The organism is Stieleria sp. JC731 (assembly GCF_020966635.1).
Lineage (GTDB): Bacteria > Planctomycetota > Planctomycetia > Pirellulales > Pirellulaceae > Stieleria.
Window position 1 is genome coordinate 1,022,030 of sequence record NZ_JAJKFQ010000005.1, and the last position, 21,644, is coordinate 1,043,673.

Annotated in this window: 15 protein-coding genes; 10 read left to right on the top strand and 5 right to left on the bottom strand. The window is 53.3% G+C overall.

Annotated elements, in window-relative coordinates; genetic code table 11:
• The first annotated feature begins 247 nt into the window (after positions 1-247).
• The 9 genes from LOC67_RS14765 (at position 248) to LOC67_RS14805 (ending at position 13,796) form a co-directional block, all read left to right on the top strand.
• Positions 248-1,576 (top strand): adenylosuccinate synthase, encoded by a 1,329-nt coding sequence (locus LOC67_RS14765; protein ID WP_230263376.1) that lies wholly within the window; start codon positions 248-250, stop codon positions 1,574-1,576.
• 23 nt (positions 1,577-1,599) lie between these two features.
• A complete protein-coding gene (locus LOC67_RS14770) occupies positions 1,600-2,364 on the top strand; it encodes an isoprenyl transferase (RefSeq protein ID WP_230263377.1) in 765 nt (254 codons plus the stop codon).
• A 57-nt stretch (positions 2,365-2,421) separates the two neighbouring features.
• Complete coding sequence (locus tag LOC67_RS14775) at positions 2,422-3,414, top strand: phosphatidate cytidylyltransferase (protein ID WP_230263378.1); 993 nt, start codon at positions 2,422-2,424, stop codon at positions 3,412-3,414.
• 171 nt (positions 3,415-3,585) lie between these two features.
• On the top strand, positions 3,586-4,629 hold the full coding sequence (locus LOC67_RS14780) for a PhoH family protein (protein WP_230263379.1): 1,044 nt from the start codon (positions 3,586-3,588) through the stop codon (positions 4,627-4,629).
• 27 nt (positions 4,630-4,656) lie between these two features.
• The gene (locus LOC67_RS14785) at positions 4,657-7,050 is read left to right on the top strand and encodes an HD family phosphohydrolase (RefSeq protein WP_230263380.1); all 2,394 of its coding nucleotides are present in this window, start codon (positions 4,657-4,659) and stop codon (positions 7,048-7,050) included.
• Between the two features lie 7 nt (positions 7,051-7,057).
• Positions 7,058-7,630, top strand: a complete 573-nt coding sequence (gene ybeY, locus LOC67_RS14790; protein ID WP_230263381.1) for an rRNA maturation RNase YbeY — start codon at positions 7,058-7,060, stop codon at positions 7,628-7,630.
• Positions 7,627-8,934 (top strand): hemolysin family protein, encoded by a 1,308-nt coding sequence (locus LOC67_RS14795; RefSeq protein WP_230263382.1) that lies wholly within the window; start codon positions 7,627-7,629, stop codon positions 8,932-8,934. Before ybeY ends, LOC67_RS14795 begins: the two co-directional genes overlap by 4 nt.
• Positions 8,935-9,145: 211 nt before the next feature.
• Positions 9,146-12,349, top strand: coding sequence for a PSD1 and planctomycete cytochrome C domain-containing protein (locus LOC67_RS14800; protein ID WP_230263383.1), 3,204 nt, complete (start codon positions 9,146-9,148; stop codon positions 12,347-12,349).
• On the top strand, positions 12,342-13,796 hold the full coding sequence (locus tag LOC67_RS14805) for a DUF1501 domain-containing protein (protein WP_410001137.1): 1,455 nt from the start codon (positions 12,342-12,344) through the stop codon (positions 13,794-13,796). The genes LOC67_RS14800 and LOC67_RS14805 overlap by 8 nt, the downstream gene beginning before the upstream one ends.
• Positions 13,797-13,857: 61 nt before the next feature.
• Here the strand turns inward: LOC67_RS14805 and LOC67_RS14810 are convergent, their stop codons facing one another.
• A complete protein-coding gene (locus LOC67_RS14810) occupies positions 13,858-15,315 on the bottom strand; it encodes an ATP-binding protein (protein ID WP_230263384.1) in 1,458 nt (485 codons plus the stop codon).
• Positions 15,316-15,504: 189 nt separating this feature from the next.
• The gene (gene trmB / locus LOC67_RS14815; protein WP_230263385.1) at positions 15,505-16,197 is read right to left on the bottom strand and encodes a tRNA (guanosine(46)-N7)-methyltransferase TrmB; all 693 of its coding nucleotides are present in this window, start codon (positions 16,195-16,197) and stop codon (positions 15,505-15,507) included.
• A gap of 360 nt (positions 16,198-16,557) precedes the next feature.
• Between trmB and hemE the strand changes: the two genes are divergently transcribed.
• The gene (gene hemE / locus LOC67_RS14820; protein ID WP_230263386.1) at positions 16,558-18,522 is read left to right on the top strand and encodes a uroporphyrinogen decarboxylase; all 1,965 of its coding nucleotides are present in this window, start codon (positions 16,558-16,560) and stop codon (positions 18,520-18,522) included.
• A gap of 11 nt (positions 18,523-18,533) precedes the next feature.
• Here hemE and LOC67_RS14825 read toward each other — a convergent pair whose 3' ends face one another.
• The 3 genes from LOC67_RS14825 to LOC67_RS14835 all read right to left on the bottom strand — a co-directional run bounded on the left by LOC67_RS14825 (position 18,534) and on the right by LOC67_RS14835 (position 21,272).
• Positions 18,534-19,325, bottom strand: a complete 792-nt coding sequence (locus LOC67_RS14825; protein WP_230263387.1) for a hypothetical protein — start codon at positions 19,323-19,325, stop codon at positions 18,534-18,536.
• 323 nt (positions 19,326-19,648) lie between these two features.
• A complete protein-coding gene (locus LOC67_RS14830; protein ID WP_230263388.1) occupies positions 19,649-20,392 on the bottom strand; it encodes a hypothetical protein in 744 nt (247 codons plus the stop codon).
• Between the two features lie 187 nt (positions 20,393-20,579).
• On the bottom strand, positions 20,580-21,272 hold the full coding sequence (locus LOC67_RS14835) for a hypothetical protein (protein WP_230263389.1): 693 nt from the start codon (positions 21,270-21,272) through the stop codon (positions 20,580-20,582).
• Positions 21,273-21,644: the final 372 nt, after the last annotated feature.

The window sequence follows — 21,644 nt, forward strand, 5'->3', positions numbered from 1 at the left end:
AAACTCATCGACATTGACCGCAAATTGGGGTCATCGAGGTGGCGAGTATAGACAGGAGAGTGCGGAGTCGGAACGGGTTTTGGTTTGAGATCTCGCCTGGGTGGCGATTTTGGGCCCAGCCGGGCGGCTTCATCCGACTTTTCGCCGCTCCCGTTGTCACCACGTCCTTTGACGTTTACGCTTTCGGGTTCGTGCGCTGGCGAAATGACTTTGTGCCAGCCAATCCATTTGCCTCTGGAGTGAATCGGTGTCGGGAACCTGTGTAATCGGTTTGCAGTGGGGAGATGAAGCAAAAGGCAAGTTGGTCGATTTGCTCGCGCCCCAGTTTGATCTAGTCGTGCGTTATCAAGGCGGGGCCAATGCCGGCCATACCGTCGTTGTAGGCGATGAAGTTTACAAACTGCACCACATCCCCAGCGGTATCTTGCATACCGGTGTCGAGAACTTGATCACCCCCGGTGTGGTCATTAACCCAGAAACCATGATCGCGGAAATGGATGGGTTGGCTAAACGCGACATTGATTGCGCTAAAAATATGCGCATCAGTGAACGAGCCCACTTGGTGATGCCTTGGCATATCGCCGAAGATCGTCAGATCAACGCGACAGCGGTTCGTGGCGAATCGATCGGTACGACCAATCGCGGGATCGGACCCTGTTATCGCGACAAAGTCGGGCGGACTCACGCGATCCGAATGATCGACTTGATTCAGCCGACTCGAGACGAGCGAATCGGAACCGTTGCAACGCAAAAGCAGGCGATCTTGAGAAGCCTTGGTGCTTCCGAAGAAGAGCTTGAAACGATCGCTCCAGAAACAGTTATCGCGAAAGCAGCTGCCTGGGCTGAGCGACTGGAGCCGATGATCGCCGATACCACGGACTTCGTGCTTGACGCTTGTGAAGCCGAAAAGCGAATTCTGTTTGAAGGCGCTCAAGGTGCGTTGTTGGACATCGACCACGGGACCTATCCTTTCGTCACCAGCAGCAACAGTAGCGGTGTTGGCGTTTGTGCCGGCGCCGGGGTCCCTCCCCGCTGGATCAACACCGTGCTTGGGGTTTGCAAGGCGTACAGCACACGTGTTGGTGGCGGACCGTTTGTCACCGAACTTGAAGACGAAACAGGTGACCGAATTCGAACGCTAGGCAATGAGTTCGGAACCACCACGGGGCGTCCACGACGTTGTGGTTGGTTCGATGCCGTCGCGGTTCGCTATACGGCTCGGTTGAGCGGGGTAACTCGTTTGGCTCTGATGATGATGGACGTCTTGGCACACTTGGATGAGCTGAAGATCTGCGTCGCATATGAGCTTGATGGAGAACGGATCACCCGTTTCCCAAGCCATGCTGAGCAGCTACGTCGTTGCAAACCGATCTATGAAACGATCCCAGGCTGGAAGCAACCAGTCGATGACGTGCGCCGTGAAGAAGACTTCCCAGAAGGTGCACTTGCCTACGTTCGCCGAGTGGAAGAGTTGGTGGGGATTCCGGTTGGAGTCCTTTCGGTGGGCCCGGACCGCTCGCAAACGATTTTCACATCGAAGTCTGACAAGTTGAACTTGCAGCCGATCGGAGCCTAGACGCTTCATTGAGCGATCAAGTTATGAACGCTAAGGAATCGAACGTCGAAAAGTCGACTGAGGCGTCGGCAAAACGAGGTAAATTGCCCGATCACATTGCGATCATCATGGATGGCAATGGTCGTTGGGCTCAGGCTCGTGGGATGCCGCGTATCGAAGGCCACCGTCGTGGTGTTGATACCGTTCGAATGGTCAGCGAGACCTGTACGGAGTTGGGCATCGAAGCTTTAACTCTGTACTGCCTGTCCAGCGAGAACTGGAAGCGTCCCAAGGAAGAGCTTGCCTTCCTGATGGAACTTTTGCAGCAGTACTTGGTCGAAGAAAGACCTTTGATCATGGAGCAAAAGCTTCGACTGCAAGTCATCGGTCGACGAGATCGCTTGCCTGAGTCGGTTCTCAAGGAAATGGACGAAACGATTCGTGTTTCGGCCGATAACCCCGGAACCAAACTGGTATTGGCGATTGACTATGGCGGACGTGATGAACTGACACGTGCGGCCGTTCAGATTTGCCAAGACGTGCAAGCAGGTCAGCTTCGCTTAGAAAATATCACCGAAAAATCCATCAACGAAAGGCTCTATACGCATGAGCTACCAGATGTCGATTTAATGATTCGCACCGGTGGCGAGATGCGGGTTAGCAATTTTTTGTTGTGGCAGCTTAGCTATGCCGAGTTGTGGGTGACTGAGAATTGTTGGCCCGAGTTTTCTAAGTCTGATTTTGAACAAGCCATCGAAAGTTTTCAGAATCGCGATCGGCGGTTCGGAGGTCTTTCGGTTGGACAGTAACTCATTGCGGGTGAACTTCCCAATGTTCACTAGGCATCTGCGGGGGCGGACAAGTTAATGCTGCGCGATCGAATTTTTTCGAGCACGATCTTAATCACACTGACAGTCATCCTGCTGTGGCTTGACAGTTATCAATCAGTCAGCGGTGCAGAAGGGTTGTGGCTGATGCCATTGTTAGCCTTCTTTGCGATCGGTACCGGCTGGGAAATGGCGTCGATGCTGAAACGCGGCGGTCACCCGATTCGTCCTGTAGACGCCGTTTTTGGTGCCGGACTTGTCGCGCTGTCCGCTGCGGTGCCATTTGTTTGGGGCATATTTGGGTCGACCTATCCGGTTGATTGTCCGGTCGGTCGCTTGGGCTGGATCGTGCTAGCCGCGACGGTCGCCACCTTTCTGATCTTGATGGCCGAGATGCGTGAATATGGACGTGTCGCAGAAGTTGAACTCGGTCGTGCAATCCGGCGAACCTGCTCAGCAGTTTTTGTCTCGATGTATGTCGGACTTCCGATGGCAATTCTGGTCGCGATTCGGAGTCTCGATGGTCCCGGAATTCCGGGGCGTTTTGGGTTGGCCGCAATCATTACAACCGTATTGGTGACCAAGGTCGCTGATATGGGGGCGTACTTTTCGGGACGGGCGTTTGGACGCCACAAATTGATTCCCCGATTGTCTCCCGGAAAAACGATTGAAGGGTCGATCGGTGGGATCTTGGCGTCGACCGTTGTCGCCTACTTTTGCCTGAGTGTCTTATTCGAAGCTCTTGGTGCTGCCCCTGCCGTTTCCGCAAACCCTACGTCTGCGCAAGCCGTTAAATCTGGCTTGGAGGCTTTTTTGGCACAGCCACTATGGGGGGCTGTTCTTCTTGGCCCATCGCTCGCGATCACCGGAATGATCGGGGATTTAGCGGAATCACTGTTCAAACGTGACTGTGGCGTGAAGGACAGTGGAAGCTTGCTTCCCGGTTTAGGGGGGGTCTGGGATGTGACTGATTCGTTGATCGCATCGAGTATCCCAGCATTTTTCTGCTTCGTGTCCGGAGTTGGTGGGTAATAATCGCGTGTGGAATGAGGCACGTGTAGATACGATCCCTCGCATGCCTCGATTGGATAAATGCCCAGCAAATCGATCAGAGCCTTCTAGGCAGAATGCCGTCGCCCTGCAAACAATTAGCGAAAACTTAAGAACCGAGGAGACCACGGCCCACAGTCGGCCCCCTGCTGAATGACTGAAGCCACACTGACCGTCAGTGCCCCCGAAGAGCTGTTGCAGCTATTTGGGCCACGAGACCAGCATTTGCGTATTCTGCGACAGTTGTTCGATGTCACCATCACACATCGAAATGGGCGCGTTCGTATCGCCGGCGAAAGCGATAACGTGAACGGTGCACTGCGCGCATTGGAAAAACTGCGTCACAAAGTTCAAAAGCAGGGCGCGATCGGAAATCAGGATGTCGAAACCGCCGCCCTCGAAGAAGGCGCGAAGCCTCGTAACGGTGAAAAGACAGTCAAGGCTGCCCCTAGTAGCGAAGACATCCAGATTCGACATGCGGGACGGCGAATTCGGCCTCGTACCGACGGTCAGGCACGCTACGTCGATGCGATCCGCAAATATGACCTAACATTTGCAACCGGACCTGCCGGTTGTGGAAAGACATACTTGGCGGTTGCAACAGCGGTCGAAGCCCTCAAGGCTGGCCAGATTCGCAAGATCGTTTTGGTGCGACCCGCGGTAGAAGCCGGTGAAAGCCTGGGTTTTTTGCCGGGTGATTTGCGTGCGAAACTGAACCCTTACCTAAGACCACTTTTGGACGCCTTGGGCGAAATGGTCGACTATGACCGTGCGCGAGAGCTGATGGAGCAGGAAACGATCGAAGTGATTCCGCTCGCCTACATGCGTGGACGCACCCTAAACGATGCGTTCATCATTTTGGACGAGGCACAGAACACAACGATCGCACAAATGAAGATGTTTTTGACCCGGATGGGCGAACGCAGCAAGATGGTCGTCAGCGGTGACGCGACGCAGCTGGATTTGCCACGTGGGGTTACGAGCGGTTTGCACGACGCGTTGCGACGTCTGAGCCGGATCAAAGCAATCGGGGTAGTGCGATTGACGGGCGAAGACATCGTTCGACACGCACTGGTACAACGCATCGTCGAAGCCTATGACGACGACGACAACGCAATCCCAAATCGACAACGGCGCGGCGGTGTTCGCGTCATTGCCGAGTCCAACGCAAATGGCGAGGAAACTTTGGATCGATAATGCCCTCAGTGGCTTCGATCCGATGTGATGAACGGTCAATCCAAAACGCGGACCCGCCAGGAACGAATTGAGTCGCTGGGTATTCCCAAGCCTCGATTCGTCCAGTGGTGGATCGATAGCGACAAGACCGACTGGGCTGTTCGTTCCGCCATCGGTCTGCTTGCTGCCGCAGCACTGCTAATCATTTGTAAGACTTGGGAACCCCGTTTCGCATTCCGCACCGGTTCGATTCCCACACGCGATATCGTTGCCAAAGTCGACTTCGAAGTTGAAAACGAGATCGAAACGCACGCCCGGCGATTGCAGCAGATTCTCGCCGTTCCGGTCTTTTACCGAAACAACCCAACGCCGCTACAGCAGCTTGGTGCGCGATTAAGCAATCGGCTATTCGTCGTTCTCGAAGCTCCCTCGATCAAGGACATGAACGAGGATGAGGGAACGGCGTTTCGTGAGTTCATTTCAAAAGATCCGCTGACTCCCGAAGCGGTCGATGGTAGCCAGCCCAGCGACGAGGATCGTTTCAGCGCACTTAAAGCTGTTTTCAAAAATGATTCGGAGCTAAAGAAGCTGCAAACGGCATTCAAGCATCTTGTCAAAGACGAGTTTGACTTCGGTGTTATTCAGTCGCTTAAGCATGATCCCGAACAGGGCAACCAGCAGTTTATCCGCGTCTATACGGTCGATCCCTCCGATGCGACCACGGTCAGCGTTGAAGACGTTCAAGTCGCGCTGATGGGTGAACGCATCGAATCGATGCTGAAGGAAGAGTTTCGATCTCTCTATAGCGATGAAGTCAGCACCGAACAGTACAGTCTGGTCGCCAAAATGATCAGCCGCTGGATCAGCACTCGATTGCCCGAATACGAGACCCTTTCGTACGACAACGAGGCGAGCGATAAGGTTCGAGCCGAAGTTGCCGCCGGAGTCGCGCCGGTGATGAAGCAGTACTACGCTGGCCGATCCGAGCTGGCCAATGCGGGTAAGCCGCTTGATCAAGACGAGCTCAAGTTGCTGCGGCAAGAGCACCTTCAATGGACAAAGTATCGCGGGATGCTGGATCGGATTTCCCGACTCGCCGCATATGCCGGTATGATTGCCGCGTTGTATTTGCTCTGCGGTTCGTACATCTTCTTTGTAGACGACCGATCACTGGTCATGGATCGGGTCAAGCTTTCGAAGTTGTTGCTGTTGTTTGTCGCCACGATAGGCCTGAGTTTTTGGGCGGCGAGCGACCGCTATCGCAGTGAGTTGGCACCATTGGTGGTCGCATCGATTATTGCCGCGATAGTCTATGGTCGTGACTTGGCATTGTTGTTGATGGCTGCGGCTAGCATCAGTGTGACGCTGTTTCTTAATGAAGACCTTCGCCACTTGGTAATGCTGGCTGCGGCGACAACCAGCGCGACTCTGTTGACCGGCCGAATTCGCTCGACCAGTCACTTACTATTTGTCGGACTGATATCTGCCGCGGTGACAATGCTGACGATGGTCGGTGTCGGCATCGTTGCTGGCGAAACGATGTCGTTGGCTGCCGTCTCGACACCCAAGGTCGAACAGATCGTTCCGACAACGACGACGTTTCTTGATGTGTTGACGGTGTTGTCGCTAGAAAGCCTGCGTGCCGGGGTGTTTATTCTCGTGGCCGCAGCGGCCTTGACTCCCGTGCTGCCGTTTATAGAGAAGTTCTTCGGTGTGCAGACTGACCTCAGCCTATTGAAGCTCAGTGATGCCAGCCACCCGTTGCTACGCCGGTTGGCCCAGCGGGCACCAGGGACATACAACCACAGTATCAATGTTGCGTCGATCGCCGAAGCGGCTGCCGATTCGATCGGAGCCAATGGCCTATTGGTCCGCGTAGGTGCGTACTTCCATGACATCGGAAAGATGTTCAAGCCGGAGTACTTCATCGAAAATCAAAATGGCGTCAATCAGCACGATTCTTTGCAGCCGGCGATGAGCACGCTTGTGATTATCGCACACGTTAAGGATGGTGCGGATCTGGCTCGCAACCACCACTTGCCGCAACCATTAATTGACTTGATCCTGCAGCACCACGGCACGACATTGGTCGAGTACTTTTTCCATGAAGCTGCCAAACGCAGCGAAGAAAACCCCGACGAGAAAGAAGTTAGCGACAAGGATTTTCGCTATCCGGGGCCCAAACCCCAGACTTTGGAAGCAGCCGTTATGATGTTGGCCGATGCCGTGGAAAGTGCCAGCCGAACGCTGGTCGATCCGACACCGGCACGCATCCAAAGCTTGGTCGATAAGATTGCCCAGAAGAAAATGGGCGATGGACAATTTGATGAATGTGGCCTGACTTTCCGGCAGTTAAATCTGGTGCGAAAAAGCTTGGTCAAATCTCTTACCGCGATCTATCACGCACGTGTCAAATACCCCAGTCAGCAGCAGCCCGCTTGATCTTTCGATGAACGAAGGAAGCGACACTTCTCCGGAGGACGACTGTAGTCGGTCGGCCCCATCATCATTCACTGCCCTGGCAGATCATGCTGCCGGAGCTCTTGCCCAAAACGATGCGATGATCATCGATCTAATCTGGGATGATTGTGTCGCCGATTGGCGAGATCAGTTGGGTCTGTCAAACCAGAGGATCTGTGATGCCGCAAAAGCTGCGGCCGCGTTCCGAGGTTTCGACCAAGGACAATTGGGTGTGCTGATCACCGACGACGCATCGATTCATGAGATCAATCGTGATCACCTTCACCATGACTATCCGACCGATGTGATCAGTTTTCCCTATGCCGCCACGGGCGATCATCTTGAAGGTGAACTTGTCGTCAGCATCGAAACGGCAGCCGAAAATGCCAAGGAATACGACAGCACCACCGATGTCGAATTGTTGCTGTATGTCATCCACGGCGTCTTGCATATCGGCGGGATGGACGACCACGAAGATCATGACCGCCAGGAAATGCGTGACGCGGAACGAGCAGTGCTTGCTCGTTTGGGGATAGAGATCGGTGAGGCACCTCAGGCATGAGCAGCGCGTGGCCATACGTGGTGATCTCCGCCAGCGGTTTCATGCTTAGCAGTATCGGTGGGCTGGGGGCTGAACTGCTCGATTCTTTTGCCGGACGATCTTTGGAAGCGTTCTGCCGCGTCAAGCGAAATCGAGATCGATTCGGCGCCGTGCTTGAACACCAGGATTCCGTGATCCGTGGTAGCGAATACCTGCGGATGATCGGGACGGTGCTCTTTCTGGTCGCCGGAACAGCGGCGCTGATTATTTCGAAGCAGGATACCGAAACGGTCGGTCTGACTTGGGAAATCGGATCGTTGCTGGCATGGACTCTGCTTGCGATGATTTCAATGATGTTTGTGCATTCATGGCTACCCGAAGCGGTAACGCGTTTTGCATCCGCACCGGTGCTATATCACACCTGGCCGTTCTGGCGGGCTTTGTCGTCCGCAATGAACCCGTTTTCAATTCCAGGTGATGTGATCGAAGCACTTACAGCACGACTATCCGGGCAAGGTGAAAACGAAGACGATTCGGAAGAACTGCTAGAAGACGAAATCCGAACGATCGCCGCTGCCGGAACCAATGCCGGATACTTTGGTCCGGGGGTTCGCGAAATGATTCAGAACGTGATGGAGCTAAACGACGAAACCGTCGGGCACATCATGACCGTTCGCAGCGATATCGATGCGGTCGAAATTGGCGACAGCTGGAAAGAGATTCTGCACACGGTGATCGAATCTGGCAGAACTCGATTGCCTGTCTATCACGAAACCTTGGATGACATTGTTGGCATCCTGTACGTCAAGGATTTGCTTCCTGAAATTGTTGGCGGGAATAAACCCTCGAAGAGTCTAGAAGAATTGATGCGTCATGCGTGGACCGTGCCGGTCGACCGCAGCGTGGAGTTTCTGCTGCGTGAGTTCCTGCACAGCCGGAGTCATATGGCGATCGTTTTGGACGAATTTCAACAGACATCGGGCGTCGTGACCATTGAAGATGCCTTGGAAGAAATCGTCGGCGAAATCGTTGATGAATCTGACGAAGAAGAAGAAACACGATTTGACGTGATCGATGATCACACCGTCGTGGTCAGTGGTCGCGTGATGATCGACGATTTGAATGACCGACTGCATTGGGATTTGCCAGAGAGCGACGACTATGAAACGATCGCCGGGTACGTGTTAAGCCATCTGGGCGAAATTCCAGAGCCTGGGGCAAACTTCACCATCGGCGATGCGGCGTTCGAAGTCCTGCAGGCCACGCGTCAAAAGATCGAAATGATGGAAGTGCGTTACGAGCCAGGGCAGCGTTTGGCTGTCTGACGTGGTGTTTCGTTGAACAAGTCAGTCTGGCTTTCTTTCAAAAGATGCGAATGAACGTATTCGCTGCGCCGTCATTGCGTTTTGGCTAGAATGGGAACAGTGGTACCGATGTGCCATCCTGCCAATTCCGTCCCGCCCAAAACTACCGTGATGAATGTGTAGGTTGCGATGCCGTTTCGCGGCTCTCGCTTCCTTACAGATTCAGCTTTTGATGAAAGAGTCTACTACTTCGCCATCGCTGTTTCCGTCTGCGGCCTTCACGTTCGGCTTGCTCATCATCGCGGTTATGCCGCGTTTTGCCGACGCGGACGAGGTTTCGTTTTCACACGATATCCTGCCGTTGCTTTCGGACCGATGCTTCCACTGCCACGGTCCCGATGAATCGCATCGCGAAGCCGGGCTGCGTCTGGATCTTGAAGACAACGCAAAAGAAGACTTGGGTGGATATTCTGCGCTCGTCCCCGGTGACTTGGATGCGAGCGAGCTATGGGCCCGTATAACGACAAGTGATCCTGACTTGGTCATGCCGCCGCCTGATTCGCATCGTCCTTTGTTGGACGAATCCGAACAGCAAATGATTCGCGATTGGATCAGTAGCGGAGCCAAATGGGGAAAGCATTGGTCTTTGGAACGCATTGAGCGGCCTGAACTGCCGAGCGATCGAACGCACCCCATTGATGCCTTTGTTGTAGATCGGCTAGATGCAGCCGAACTGGACCTTTCTACGCCAGCGAACCCAATAACGCTACTGCGCCGGTTGTCATTCGATTTGATCGGGATGGGCCCGACAGCGAACGAAATCAAGGCTTTCCAGAGCCGTCTGGATTCGGGAAAGGATTCGTTGGATATCATTCTGAACGACGAAATCAAAAGGCTTTTGAATTCCCCACATCACGGCGAACGGATGGCCATGTGGTGGTTGGATGCCGCCCGGTATTCCGATTCCGATGGCTTTCAGCAAGACGCGACTCGCCAAAATTGGCCATGGCGCGATTGGGTGATTGGTCAGTTCAACCAGAACACTCCGTTCGATCAGTTCACGATCGAACAATTCGCCGGCGACCTTCTACCCGAGCCAACAGAAACGCAAAAGTTGGCAACTTGTTTTCATCGCAACCACATGACCAATGGCGAAGGTGGACGCGATCCCGAGGAATCACGAATCGACTACGTGATCGACCGCGTCAATACGATGGGCACCGTGTGGATGGGACTGACACTGGGCTGTGTTCAATGTCATTCGCATAAATTCGATCCGATCACACAGCACGAGTACTATTCGCTTGCAGCGTTTTTCAACAGCATCGATGAAGACGGGCGGGCCGGAAATCGTGCAAAGCCCTACCTGAGTTATACGTCCCCGGATGCGGCCGCACGGATGGAGACGCAGGCCGAATTTGCTGCACAGCTTGAAAAAGCAGAGTCAGAAGAACGACAAGCGGCTGAGCAACGTTTCGAACTCTGGTTGTCCAGCCTGAACGAAGAGAAGGCAGAAGACTATCAAACTTGGCGGACCCCAAAGCCATTGTCTGTGACGAGTTCCGAAGGTACCGAATTCGAGATTAGTTCTGAGAATGTGGTGCAGACATTCGGTCTTTCATTGATGCATGATGACTATCGCATCACCTTCGAATTGCCTGCGGATATGGTCCCGGTGACTGGGCTTCGATTGGAAGTTTTACCGGATCAAGCGAACGTTGGTGGACGTTTCACGCGGGGAGGAAATGGTGAGTTCGCACTGACCAGCGTCCGTGTTCTTGGCAGGCGTTCGAACAGTCCAAGTGAGCAACAGATTGAGTTGTCAGGTGCGATTGCTGATTATGAAGCTGATAAAAAGCGAAAGACCACGTGGGACGATCGCTATTCACCGATTGCAAAAACACTGAACGATGACGCACGTGATGGTTGGACAACCGAAGGGGCTGAAGCGGTCGAGCCCCACGTCGGCGTTTTTGAGTTCGAGCAGCCTTGGAAAGCGGATAGCGGCGATCGCTTGATTGTGATGCTCCGCCATCGATCAACTCATGGCCATTCAAATATCGCGAAGTTTCGATTGTCTTTGACCAGCGAGCGAGGAGAGACGGTTCGTCGGCATGATGGCGACTCGCCAATCGCCGCTTATTTTCGGCATCACAGTGTGTCTGTTGGAAATAGGGGGCCTGTTGAGAACAAGGAGCATGCTGAGAATGCGGAACTGCCGGGTGAACTTCCGGGGGAACTTCGCGCTCGGCTGTTTGATCAATTCCTATTGGGCGATGATGGATACCAGCAGGTGCTTCGCACATTGCAAATCGCCAAGCGTCAGCTAAACGAATATAAGGATGCAGCAAAACCGCGAAACGTGATGGTGTTGGCAGAGCGGGAAACGCCTCGCGCCACACATGTTCTTGTTCGAGGCGTTTGGGATGCGAAAGGCGACGAAGTTCAGCCCGGTGTGATTCGTCAGGTCTTGGCTGATGAACGCGGTGAGATTCGCACGCGTCTTGATTTAGCGCAGTGGATTCTCGACCGAGAGCATCCGCTGACTGCACGAGTTGCCGTCAATCATTTGTGGCAAATGATGTTTGGGCAAGGGCTGGTGAGAACGCCCGGCGACTTTGGATTGCAGGGTGAGTTGCCGACACATCCAGAATTGCTTGATTGGCTAGCGGTTGAACTTATCGAAAGCAAATGGGATCTTCGCCACGTATTGCAGCTCATCGCTACCAGTCAGACTTACCAACAGTCCAGTGGGACATCGCGATCGCTCTTGGAACTAGACCCGGAGAATCGATTGCTCGCTCGGGCGCCTCGGTTCCGTTTGCCGTCTTGGATGATTCGTGATAATGCTTTGCGTGTGTCGGGGCTATTAAATCCGGCAATCGGCGGGCCTCCGGTACGTCCTTATCAACCAGAAGGTGTGTGGGGCGAGATCACGATGGGGCGATTCAGCTATGAACCAAGTGTTGGAACCGAGCAATATCGCCGGACTGTCTATGCGTTTTGGCGGCGCTCGATTGCACCGACATTTTTGTTTGACAGCGCACAGCGACGCGTGTGTGAAGTCAGCTTGCGACGGACAAATACACCGCTGCAGGCTTTGACGCTGATGAATGACACGACCATCCTGGAGGCGTCGCGAGCCTTGGCTGATCGAGCAGCAACCGTGACAAAGGAAGATGACTTCGATGCAGGGATCAAGTGGCTGGGACTTGCTGTTTTAGGACGTCACTTTGACGCCGATGAAACGGCATCGGTTCGCTCGGTCTGGAATCAAAGTGAAAGTCACTTCCAGCGGCATCCCAATGACGCGATGGCGTACTGCAGTGTGGGGCAGCAAAAGGCACCTGCCGAATCGGAAGTAGCTTCGATCGCTGCCTGGATGGCCGTTGCCAACTTGGCATTGAACTTAGATGAGGCGATGACCCGTGAGTAGTCAATCAAAATCAATAGTCAACGCACAAGCGCACGATCGACTGGGCCGTCGCAGTTTTCTAAACCAAGTCGGATTCAATTTCGGTGCCATTGCAGCCGGCGTCATGCTGGGGAATGAATCATCGAAGGCGAGTTTTCAAACGGCACTGCCACATTTCGCGCCGCGCGCTAAGCGTGTGATCTTTCTTACTCAGTCAGGCGGCCCATCGCAAATTGAACTTTTCGATCACAAACCCGAATTGCATCGACTTGCCGGAACAGAGCTTCCTGACAGCGTCCGGCAAGGCCAGCGACTGACCGGGATGACGGCAGGAAAGAAGCAACTGGTGCTTCCACCGATTACCAAGTTTAAGCCCAATCGGCGCTGTGGCACGATGATTGGTGAATGGTTGCCTCATATCGGTGCGATCGCAGACGAGATCTGTGTTGTTCGGTCGATGGTCACTGACCAAATCAACCACGCGCCGGCGATGACAAAGTTCCTGACGGGGCATCAATTGGCAGGACGTCCAAGTTTTGGCTGTTGGGCAAGCTACGGTCTTGGCAGTATGAATCGGAACCTTCCAGACTATGTCGTCCTACTTTCCAGGATGAAACGCGCAAGCGATCAACCGTTGTACGATCATTACTGGGGCAGTGGTTTTCTGCCCTCGAAGCACCAAGGGGTAAAGCTTCGCAGTGCCAAGGATCCTGTTCTCTACCTGAATGATCCCGAAGGATACCCACGCCAACTCAGGCGAGGCATGTTAGACGGCTTGGAGGCATTGAATCGAAAGCGTTTCCGGCAAACACTTGATCCTGAAATCGAAACTCGGATCGAGCAGTATGAAATGGCGTTTCGGATGCAGGCTAGTATCCCTGAACTGACCGATTTGAGAGATGAAGCGGATGCCACGTTCGAGCTTTATGGACCCGACTCTCGTCGTCCCGGAAGTTACGCCGCCAACTGTATTCTTGCTCGCCGTCTCGCGGAACGAGGTGTTCGTTTCATTCAGTTGTTTCACCCTGATTGGGATCACCATTCGCGTTTGAGTTCCTGGTGTGTTTCGCGCTGCGTCGATACAGACCAACCGAGTGCCGCATTGATCGTGGATTTGAAACGACGTGGTTTGTTGGATGACACGCTTGTGATTTGGGGCGGCGAGTTCGGAAGAAGTGTTGCCGGACAAGGCGATTGGAAATCACCCGAAGCTGGCCGTGACCATCATCCTCGTTGCTTTTCGATTTGGATGGCAGGCGCCGGAATCAAACCAGGGATCACGTACGGTGCGACGGACGACTATAGCTACAACGCCGTCGAAAATCCGGTGCATGTGCGAGACCTTCACGCGACTGCCCTGCATCTAATGGGAGTCGATCATGAACGGTTTACTTACCGTTATCAAGGATTGGACTTTAAACTGACCGGCGTGGAAGATAGCCGCGTGGTCAACGAAATTATCGCGTGAAATTCGGTGCTGACTGAGGAAGTCGCTCAATGTCCGAATGCATCCGGCAATCGGACGTTGACTATGCCCAAGCGTTCTGGATTTGGTGGGGCAGGGTGATCTTGATTGCCGCACCGCCCATCTCGGAGACCCTTTGGTCAACTTCGATTTCACCTTGATGTGCTTCGACGATCCGTTTGACGATAGCAAGGCCCAGCCCTGTACCACGGGTTTTGGTTGTAAAGAATGGTTCGAATACACGGAGGCTTTGGTCTCGCGAAAGACCTGGGCCGTTATCTGTCACCAAAATCGTGGTGTCGTTTTGTTCGTTCTGATCAATCCGAATTTGAATCTTGACCGGATCGCTAGCCGCCGCAAGCGAGTTTTCAAACAGGTTTCGAAAGACCTGTTCCAAGCGAAGCGAATCGAAGAGTGTCTTTTGCTGATGACGATTGTCAATTTCTGCCAGCTCGCAGTCACGGTTTTCTCGGTTGGACGCAAGATTGCGCCAAGCTCGTTGGTAGACGTCACGCAGATCTGCGCTGACTAAATTCAGCTGGATGGGGGCGGCGAAAGAACGAATCTCTTCCAGAAGTGAATTCAGGTCCGCCGCGGCACGCTTGACGGTGGAAAGGTCTTTGATCGCCTCCGGATCATTGCCGACATCCAATTCCAATAGCTCCAAACCCGATTGGATCCGCTGCAAGGCGTTGCGACTTTCATGGGCCAATGAAGCCATCGTCTGGCCGATCGCCGCCAATCGTTCACTTTGAGCAACTTTTACTTGAGCGTCAACAAATTCGGTCACATCAACACCGACGGCAAGCACTGAATCGATGTCGCCAGAATCAGTGACAAGTGTTGTATTGCTCCATCGGATCTGTCGTTCAGCGCCTTCGCGCGTAATGATCGCGTTAATGACGCCCGTTGAAGATCCGTTCGCTTGGGTCAGCAAAAACAAATCGCGAATCGTATTGTGATCACTTTTGGGAACGAAAGTAGAAAACCAATCCTTTCCTTGCACCTCTTCAAGTTTCCATCCCGATAGGCGTTCAAAGTACGGATTGAAGCGAACGATTTTGCCTTCAGGATCGAGCACCAAAACGATGGCTTCGGCAGTCGAGAGTACCCGGTCTGCGAACTGCTGTTCCTTGCGAAGCTTAAGCTCAGTCGTTTTCTTTTGAACGATCCGGCAGACCGTGTGCCGAAGGGCTTCGGGGTTGATCGGTTTAAGCAGAAAGTCTGACGCCCCAGATCGGAACGCGGAAATCGTGCTGTCCATGTCGGCGTAGCCGGTCACGACAACGATGTCGGCATCGGGCGCTTGCCGACGTAGCTTTGGGATGTGCTGTTCGGCTGGTCCGTCAGGAAGTTTACGATCGAGAATGATGATGGCGACTGAATTGTCGAGCAATTCGATTGCCTCGGCGATTGAGCTCGCGACGATGACGTGGTTGCCATCGATCTCCAAGACATCGGTCAGCGTGATGCGAGTATCGTCATCATCTTCGACCAAGAGGATCGAAAGCTCATCCTGCATTTTCGATGGGTTGGTTTCGGAGTAAGTCGATCAAGGATGCTTTGGCGATCGCCGTTTGCAGTATAGCAAATTCGGATTTCAGCTTAATGCTTTGTTGCCGATCAACGATCGCGAATCCCGTTGTAGCCAATCCATTGGCACTATGCGGCAACGTTGGCAATTCGATTGCCAATCGTTGTTGCGGATCGTTTACGAGGTTCGTTTTTCGTAGCGGACACGGTAGACAGGAATTTGATTCTGGCGACTGCGTCGTTCGAAGTGGGTGCGGTAGTCCAAGTCATGCGTCGAGGTTTTTTTCTGCTCTGGGATCGGCACACCGAATTCGGGTGTGACCGCGGCGATCATTTCGACGGTCGATTCAAAGTAGTCCAAGACGTCGGTCCAAAAATGGAAGCGACCACCCGGGCGAAGCACACGCAAAAAATTCTGAATACTGGTCTCGTTAACAACGCGTCGTTTACGATGCCTTTTTTTCCACCAAGGGTCCGGGAAATAGACGTGGACCGCTTCGAGCGAACCTGGCGTAATCCGCTCGCTGACGAGTGGGCCAGCATCCCCCGAGATGACTTTGGCGTTTACACGTTCCGCTTTTGAAAGTCGAGCGGCGGTGTGCTTGGCGTATTTGTGAACGATCTCGATGCCCAAGAAATTGTGCTCAGGCGTCTTTTCAGAAGCCGTTTTCAGGAACAGGCCTTTGCCGCTTCCGATTTCTAATTCCAAGGGGGCTTCGTTTGCGAATAAAGTCGGACTGTCGAGTCGCTGCGGTACTTCTGCCAGTTCTTCCGTGGCGGCAGGATGATGGGGGGAGTGTCCGCGCATGATCAACAAGTGCTCGGACAGGTCGATTGACGGTTTTGGGGATCGAAGTGGGCTGCGAGGCATCTGAAAACGCAGAAAAACGGTCTGGGCGACAGGGATCGGGTTCCAAAGCAGGAAACATCCCTCAATGTGAACCGATCGACAAAAACGGAAGGGTAATCGTAACCTAGGCACAAACGTCTACAATGCCGCCAGATAGGCTTCCGACCGAAAACGATATGCGTCGAAAGCCTTTTCAGCCGATTGATTGATCACCTCCGATTGCGGTCACTTGGCTGCTCCACGGCAAACGTGCTATTTCGCTGAGCCTATTTCGCTGAGCTGAGCATATTTCGCTGAGCGATGCGGTCGTTTGAACGATTTAGATCGATCCGTTGAAGTCATCGCCAATCCCCTCCTTTCTATCCTTTCGCCGAATTGCCCATGTCTGTCGAAGCTGACTATTCTGGATTGCACGTCGCTTCTCTTGAAAGTCGTCGCGCAAGCGAGATGGAACGTTTGATCCAGCGGTATGGTGGTGTCGCACACGTCAGCCCTTCGATGCGTGAAGTTCCGATCGATCCGAACCGTGAAGCGATCGATTTTGCCTATCGGGTGATGACGGGCGAAATCGGAATCGTCGTTTTTATGACCGGCGTCGGATTCCGTTTTCTCATGAAGGCGATCGAAAAGCACGTTGATACCCAGCGATTTATCGATGCCCTTTCGGATATCACGACGATCTGCCGTGGCCCGAAACCGGTGGCGGCCATGCGGGAATTCGGGATCCAGCCGACACACCGCATCGGTGAGCCAAACACTTGGCGTGAAATCCTGCAGTACATCGACCGCGAAAAGGTCGGCATCGCGAATCAAATCGTGGGCTTGCAGGAGTACGGGATTTCCAACGCTTCGTTGATCGCTGGACTCGAGGCTCGTGGTGCAATCGTGGCACCGCTGCGGGTTTACGGTTGGGAATTCCCAGAACAGACTGACTTGCTACGTGAAAACATCAAGGCGCTCTCCGAAGGAAAACGCGACGTTCTGCTGCTGACCAGTGCCCATCAAATTGTCAACATGTTGCGTATGGCGGAACAAATGGGCATGTCAGATCAGCTTCGTCGCGGACTACGCAGCACAGCAATCGTCTCGATCGGTCCGACCACAAGCCAGATGCTCAATGAATGTGAGTTTCGAGCTGACATGGAACCGTCGCATCCCAAGATGGGGCATTTGGTCGTCGAATCGGCTCGCCAGTCGGCAACGATGGTCGCACGAAAACGACGTCTTCGGCAAACCGATGTCGCGATCCAAGAATCCAAAGACTTAGCAATGGAAAACGAACAAGCGTCTACAAATCATCCTTCGGTCGATAGCTTGTTTATGAAAGCTTGCCGAGGCGAAGCGACCGAACGGACGCCGATTTGGTTGATGCGGCAGGCCGGTCGATACATGGCTGAATATCGCGAGGTACGCGCAAACCAGAGCTTCCTGGAGCTTTGCTACAACCCCAAGCTTTGCAGCGAAGTGATGTGCACTGCGGTCGAGCGATTGGGAGTCGATGCGGCGATTATCTTTTCGGACTTGCTGCCCCTATTAGAACCGCTCGGGTTCGACCTGGAATTCGTCGCCGGCGATGGTCCTGTTATTCACAATCCCATCCGTAACGAAGGCGATTTGACACGGCTGAAACGCCTCGAAGACCCGCAATCGCTGGGCTTCGTCTATGAAACTGTCAAGCAAACGAGAAAGGATCTTCCCGAATCGATACCTGTGATTGGGTTCTCCGGTTCGCCGTTTACATTGGCTAGCTATGCGATCGAAGGCGGGGGAAGCAAGGTTTATACGCAAACCAAAAAGTTGATGTATGGTTCGCTTAGCTCCACGACTGGTGGGGCTTGGGGCGAGCTGATGGCGACGCTAACCGAAGCGATCACCGTGTACTTGAATCATCAAATCGCAGCTGGCGCGCAGTGCGTGCAACTGTTCGACAGTTGGGCGGGTTGTCTGTCTCCGATCGAGTACACCGAATTTGTTCAGCCCTGGATGGAGAAGATCATTGCCGGGATCGCTCCCAACGTTCCGGTGATTAACTTTGCAACCGGAAATCCAGAGTTGCTGCCTTTGCTCCGAGGCGATAGCCGGACTGTTGTCGGAGTCGATTGGCGAGTTCCGCTACGAGACGCTTGGGACCGGATCGGTCACGACAAGAGCGTGCAAGGAAACTTGGACCCGGCTGTTTTGTTGGCGGAACCCGATGTGATTCGAAAACGGGCAGGTGCGATCCTCTCCAGCGTTTCCGATTTGGACGGACATATCTTTAATCTAGGACATGGCGTATTCAAGGAAACACCCGTGGAACATGCCATCGCCTTGATTGAAGCCGTCAAAGAGCTGAGTGCCAAGTAGTTTTTGGTCGGCTAGTCGTCGAACTGAACTTTGGCGTAGGCCCCTTTGCCGCTGTAAGAATCACGACGCAGCAATCGCCCTTTCGTCCAAACTTCTGCGCCCTCGAAGGTGGCTTTCAGTGGCAAGAAGTTTGACCGTGCTAAGGCATAGTAAAGTTTGTCGACACCGTTTTCGCGTCGAACTTCCAACAGTAGCAAGGCTTCTGGATCCGTAGCACGGGCGAATGCGAACAAGGCACCTTCTTCGATCCCATTTTCAGGATTCTGGTAGCGGTAAAGCGGTTGTGAAAGCAATCGCAGTGTTTCGACCGAACCGTCTTTATCGGTTAGCTCCACCTCGAATCGTTTGGCAACAAATCGCATCCGAGTGAAGGCTTGCGCCGCTGTCGTACCGGTCGATGGGTTGCCTGGAACCGGTTTCCATGTGATTCCGGGCTGTTCCGTTTGCCAGTCCGTTTTGCCATCTCGCGTTGCCCGGATCGGATCGGTGACAAGAGATTGAAACTCGTGGGTTCGGTGCGTGAACGGTGCATACCATTTGAAGATAGACGCGATCACTGCGGGACGTTTGTCATCGGTCCAGATAAAAACCGCTCCGTAAATTTCACCGACCTCGGGATTGGTCCACGTCAGAACGGGCTCGCTGCGAAGCTTTAGCGTCTGATCCCCGGATTGAATTTCGTAGCTGGAGGCAATCTTTGTTGCCAGTTTTGAAAACCGTGATGAAGCCTCGGTTTCATCTGCCGCTGTCCAATCGTTAGTAAGTATCGACAGTCCGATCAGCAACAGTAGACAACGCATCATCAGTTTGATCCTCATCCAATTTGGATAGTGCGAAAGACGCAACACAAGCACGGTGTTACATGATGAACCGCCGATACCTCAAACCTTTGGGAAGGCGCTGGTTGGCTCGGAAGGTTGAGTGTAAGACGTTCTGTCTAATATCGCAAGGAAAAACTCCGGTCGATGCATTGACCGAAGTTAAGTAGGTGCTCCGTTCCATATCAAAATACGGGTTCGGATCATCAGCCGACGGGCGTTAGCCCCGGTTGTTGCAATGAAACCGTGGCTAACGCCAAAGGGCTAATCCAAAAATCGCGTTGGAACGAAGCGTTTGTGAAATGAGGCTAATGCAATGAGATCGCTTCTTGCAGTGGGCGAAGAACGTTGCCGACCAAGAACTCGTCAATCAGGTCTCGGCCGAGGGCAGCCAATCGTGAAAACTCGGTATGAAACGCCTCATTGGGACCGAGGCTATCGAAACGGCGCACGGTCATGTAGACGCTTAATTGGTCTTCGCTGTATTCACCTGTTCTGACTTGATAGGCTGTCGTGCGTGATTCGAAACTGACGCGGCACTGTGTTCGACATTCCTCATCCAGAGAAAACTGAATCGAAGGCTCGTTGGAGAGAACCTTGCCGTACGGTTGGCTGATCAGTTTTTCTAGCGCCGGTGCCACGCCGATCGCTTGAGTAAGAATCTCGTTATGGTTGCCGCGATACCCAAAGTCGAAGCCGAACATCACGCTCAACGATTCACAGTCCAGCGGAGTAATCGATAACTCGTATGGCACCAATTCCAAGATGGTGCGATGCAGTTCGAACGCGGACTCGATCGACTCGGGGTTGACCGTTCCACTGTTCAGTCGGCGTGGTTCGGACGAAACCCAGCGATAGGCACCACGTTCTTTTTCTTCTTCGAGAACGTATTCGGACTTTTCCCGAGAATAGAAGTTTGCCATCTCGGGAAATCGGCGGCGGACCTGTTCAAAAAAGTGCAACACGGATTCACGGTTCTGTGGCAAATCCAATTCGGTAGCCAAGTTCATGTTGATGTAAAAGTCATCGCTGAACATGCCGTAATCACTCATAAGCAAACATTTGTCCTTGGGGGCAATTCCGATAGTTGGAATCGGTTCCAGGTGAATTGTTGGGGGAAAGGGCGATTGCCGATCGACACTTTGGCTATTTGGCAATCGCAGTATTACATCGCGAGCAAAGCACCGTTTGGCAAATCACCATTGATGAAGGCACGGTGTAGCAACGCGAGGCACTCTGCTACTTCGCAAACACTTTGATGTCATCGAATGCATCCAAGTCGTCGAATGATCCAACTCCAATCCGCCCATTGGAGAACGTTTTGTCGACAACTTGCATGTGTGGTTTTTCCATGTCGTCGAAATAGATGCTGATTTCGCCCGTTTCGACGTCACGGATCAGTTTGACTTGGTGCCACTGGTCGTCCCATGGTGTGCGTTTCTCATTTTTAGTCAAAGGCGCTCGGGGAGCTTCGTTGACGATCATGATTTGACCACTCGCAGGGTCCGGCTTTGCCCCGAGGTGTACATAGTAAAAATGCTGGTCGTCTTTGTAGTTGAAGAAGACACAGCAGTCGCGGTGGTTCCCGGTGTCTTTGGTGCTTTTAACTCGGAAGGTGAGTTCAAAACTTCCCAGTGAAAGATCCTTGATCAGCGCCACGTGATGAGGGCTACGAACCGGTGGCTTGTATTCACTTTCACGAGCGGTGATCTCAATCGCCATGGAGCCGTGCTGAGCGTTGTGGTTCCACGTTTTGGGGTCGAGAAACTCCCAACGTGATGTCCCGGACTCGAAATCCTCGCTGAACTTTTCAGTCAACGCCTTGTCTGGTGACTGACCATACAAAGACGTGTGGGGGGCGAGGGTGGGGAAAAGCAATGCGACCACATAGCCGAACTTGGCCACGGATCGAAAATGTAGTTGTGAGACCATGGCTCTGTTTGGACGAGGGGATCGGTCGTTCAGTGGTTCGCGGTTATGCGGTGTTCGCACCACCGGTTCTGCCAACAGAAGCAAACGTCATGGCGAAAAAAACAGCGGTGTCCCGCGAAACCCGTTCGGCAGTGCCCAACGTGACCGGGTCACGTAGTATAGACCAGCTCGCGCACGCGAACCATGAGCCAACGCCCGTGGTAAACGAGGGATTTTGAGGCTTCATCGGAGGTCCAGGTGCTTCGTTCGATATGAAAATACGGGTTCGGGTCATCAGCCGAGGGGCGTTCGCCCCGGTTATTGCGCTGGAACCGTGGCTAACGCCATACGCTAATCCTGAAATCGAGTTTGAACGAAGCACTAGCCATCCTG

What these genes read in the sequence shown, in the direction of transcription:
- LOC67_RS14770 (WP_230263377.1), top strand. Translation starts at nt 1,600, where the DNA reads ATGAACGCTAAGGAATCGAACGTCGAAAAGTCGACTGAGGCGTCGGCA.
- LOC67_RS14775 (WP_230263378.1), top strand. Translation starts at nt 2,422, where the DNA reads ATGCTGCGCGATCGAATTTTTTCGAGCACGATCTTAATCACACTGACA.
- LOC67_RS14780 (WP_230263379.1), top strand. Translation starts at nt 3,586, where the DNA reads ATGACTGAAGCCACACTGACCGTCAGTGCCCCCGAAGAGCTGTTGCAG.
- LOC67_RS14785 (WP_230263380.1), top strand. Translation starts at nt 4,657, where the DNA reads ATGAACGGTCAATCCAAAACGCGGACCCGCCAGGAACGAATTGAGTCG.
- ybeY (WP_230263381.1), top strand. Translation starts at nt 7,058, where the DNA reads ATGAACGAAGGAAGCGACACTTCTCCGGAGGACGACTGTAGTCGGTCG.
- LOC67_RS14795 (WP_230263382.1), top strand. Translation starts at nt 7,627, where the DNA reads ATGAGCAGCGCGTGGCCATACGTGGTGATCTCCGCCAGCGGTTTCATG.
- LOC67_RS14800 (WP_230263383.1), top strand. Translation starts at nt 9,146, where the DNA reads ATGAAAGAGTCTACTACTTCGCCATCGCTGTTTCCGTCTGCGGCCTTC.
- LOC67_RS14810 (WP_230263384.1), bottom strand. Translation starts at nt 15,315, where the DNA reads ATGCAGGATGAGCTTTCGATCCTCTTGGTCGAAGATGATGACGATACT.
- trmB (WP_230263385.1), bottom strand. Translation starts at nt 16,197, where the DNA reads ATGCCTCGCAGCCCACTTCGATCCCCAAAACCGTCAATCGACCTGTCC.
- hemE (WP_230263386.1), top strand. Translation starts at nt 16,558, where the DNA reads ATGTCTGTCGAAGCTGACTATTCTGGATTGCACGTCGCTTCTCTTGAA.
- LOC67_RS14825 (WP_230263387.1), bottom strand. Translation starts at nt 19,325, where the DNA reads ATGATGCGTTGTCTACTGTTGCTGATCGGACTGTCGATACTTACTAAC.
- LOC67_RS14830 (WP_230263388.1), bottom strand. Translation starts at nt 20,392, where the DNA reads ATGAGTGATTACGGCATGTTCAGCGATGACTTTTACATCAACATGAAC.
- LOC67_RS14835 (WP_230263389.1), bottom strand. Translation starts at nt 21,272, where the DNA reads ATGGTCTCACAACTACATTTTCGATCCGTGGCCAAGTTCGGCTATGTG.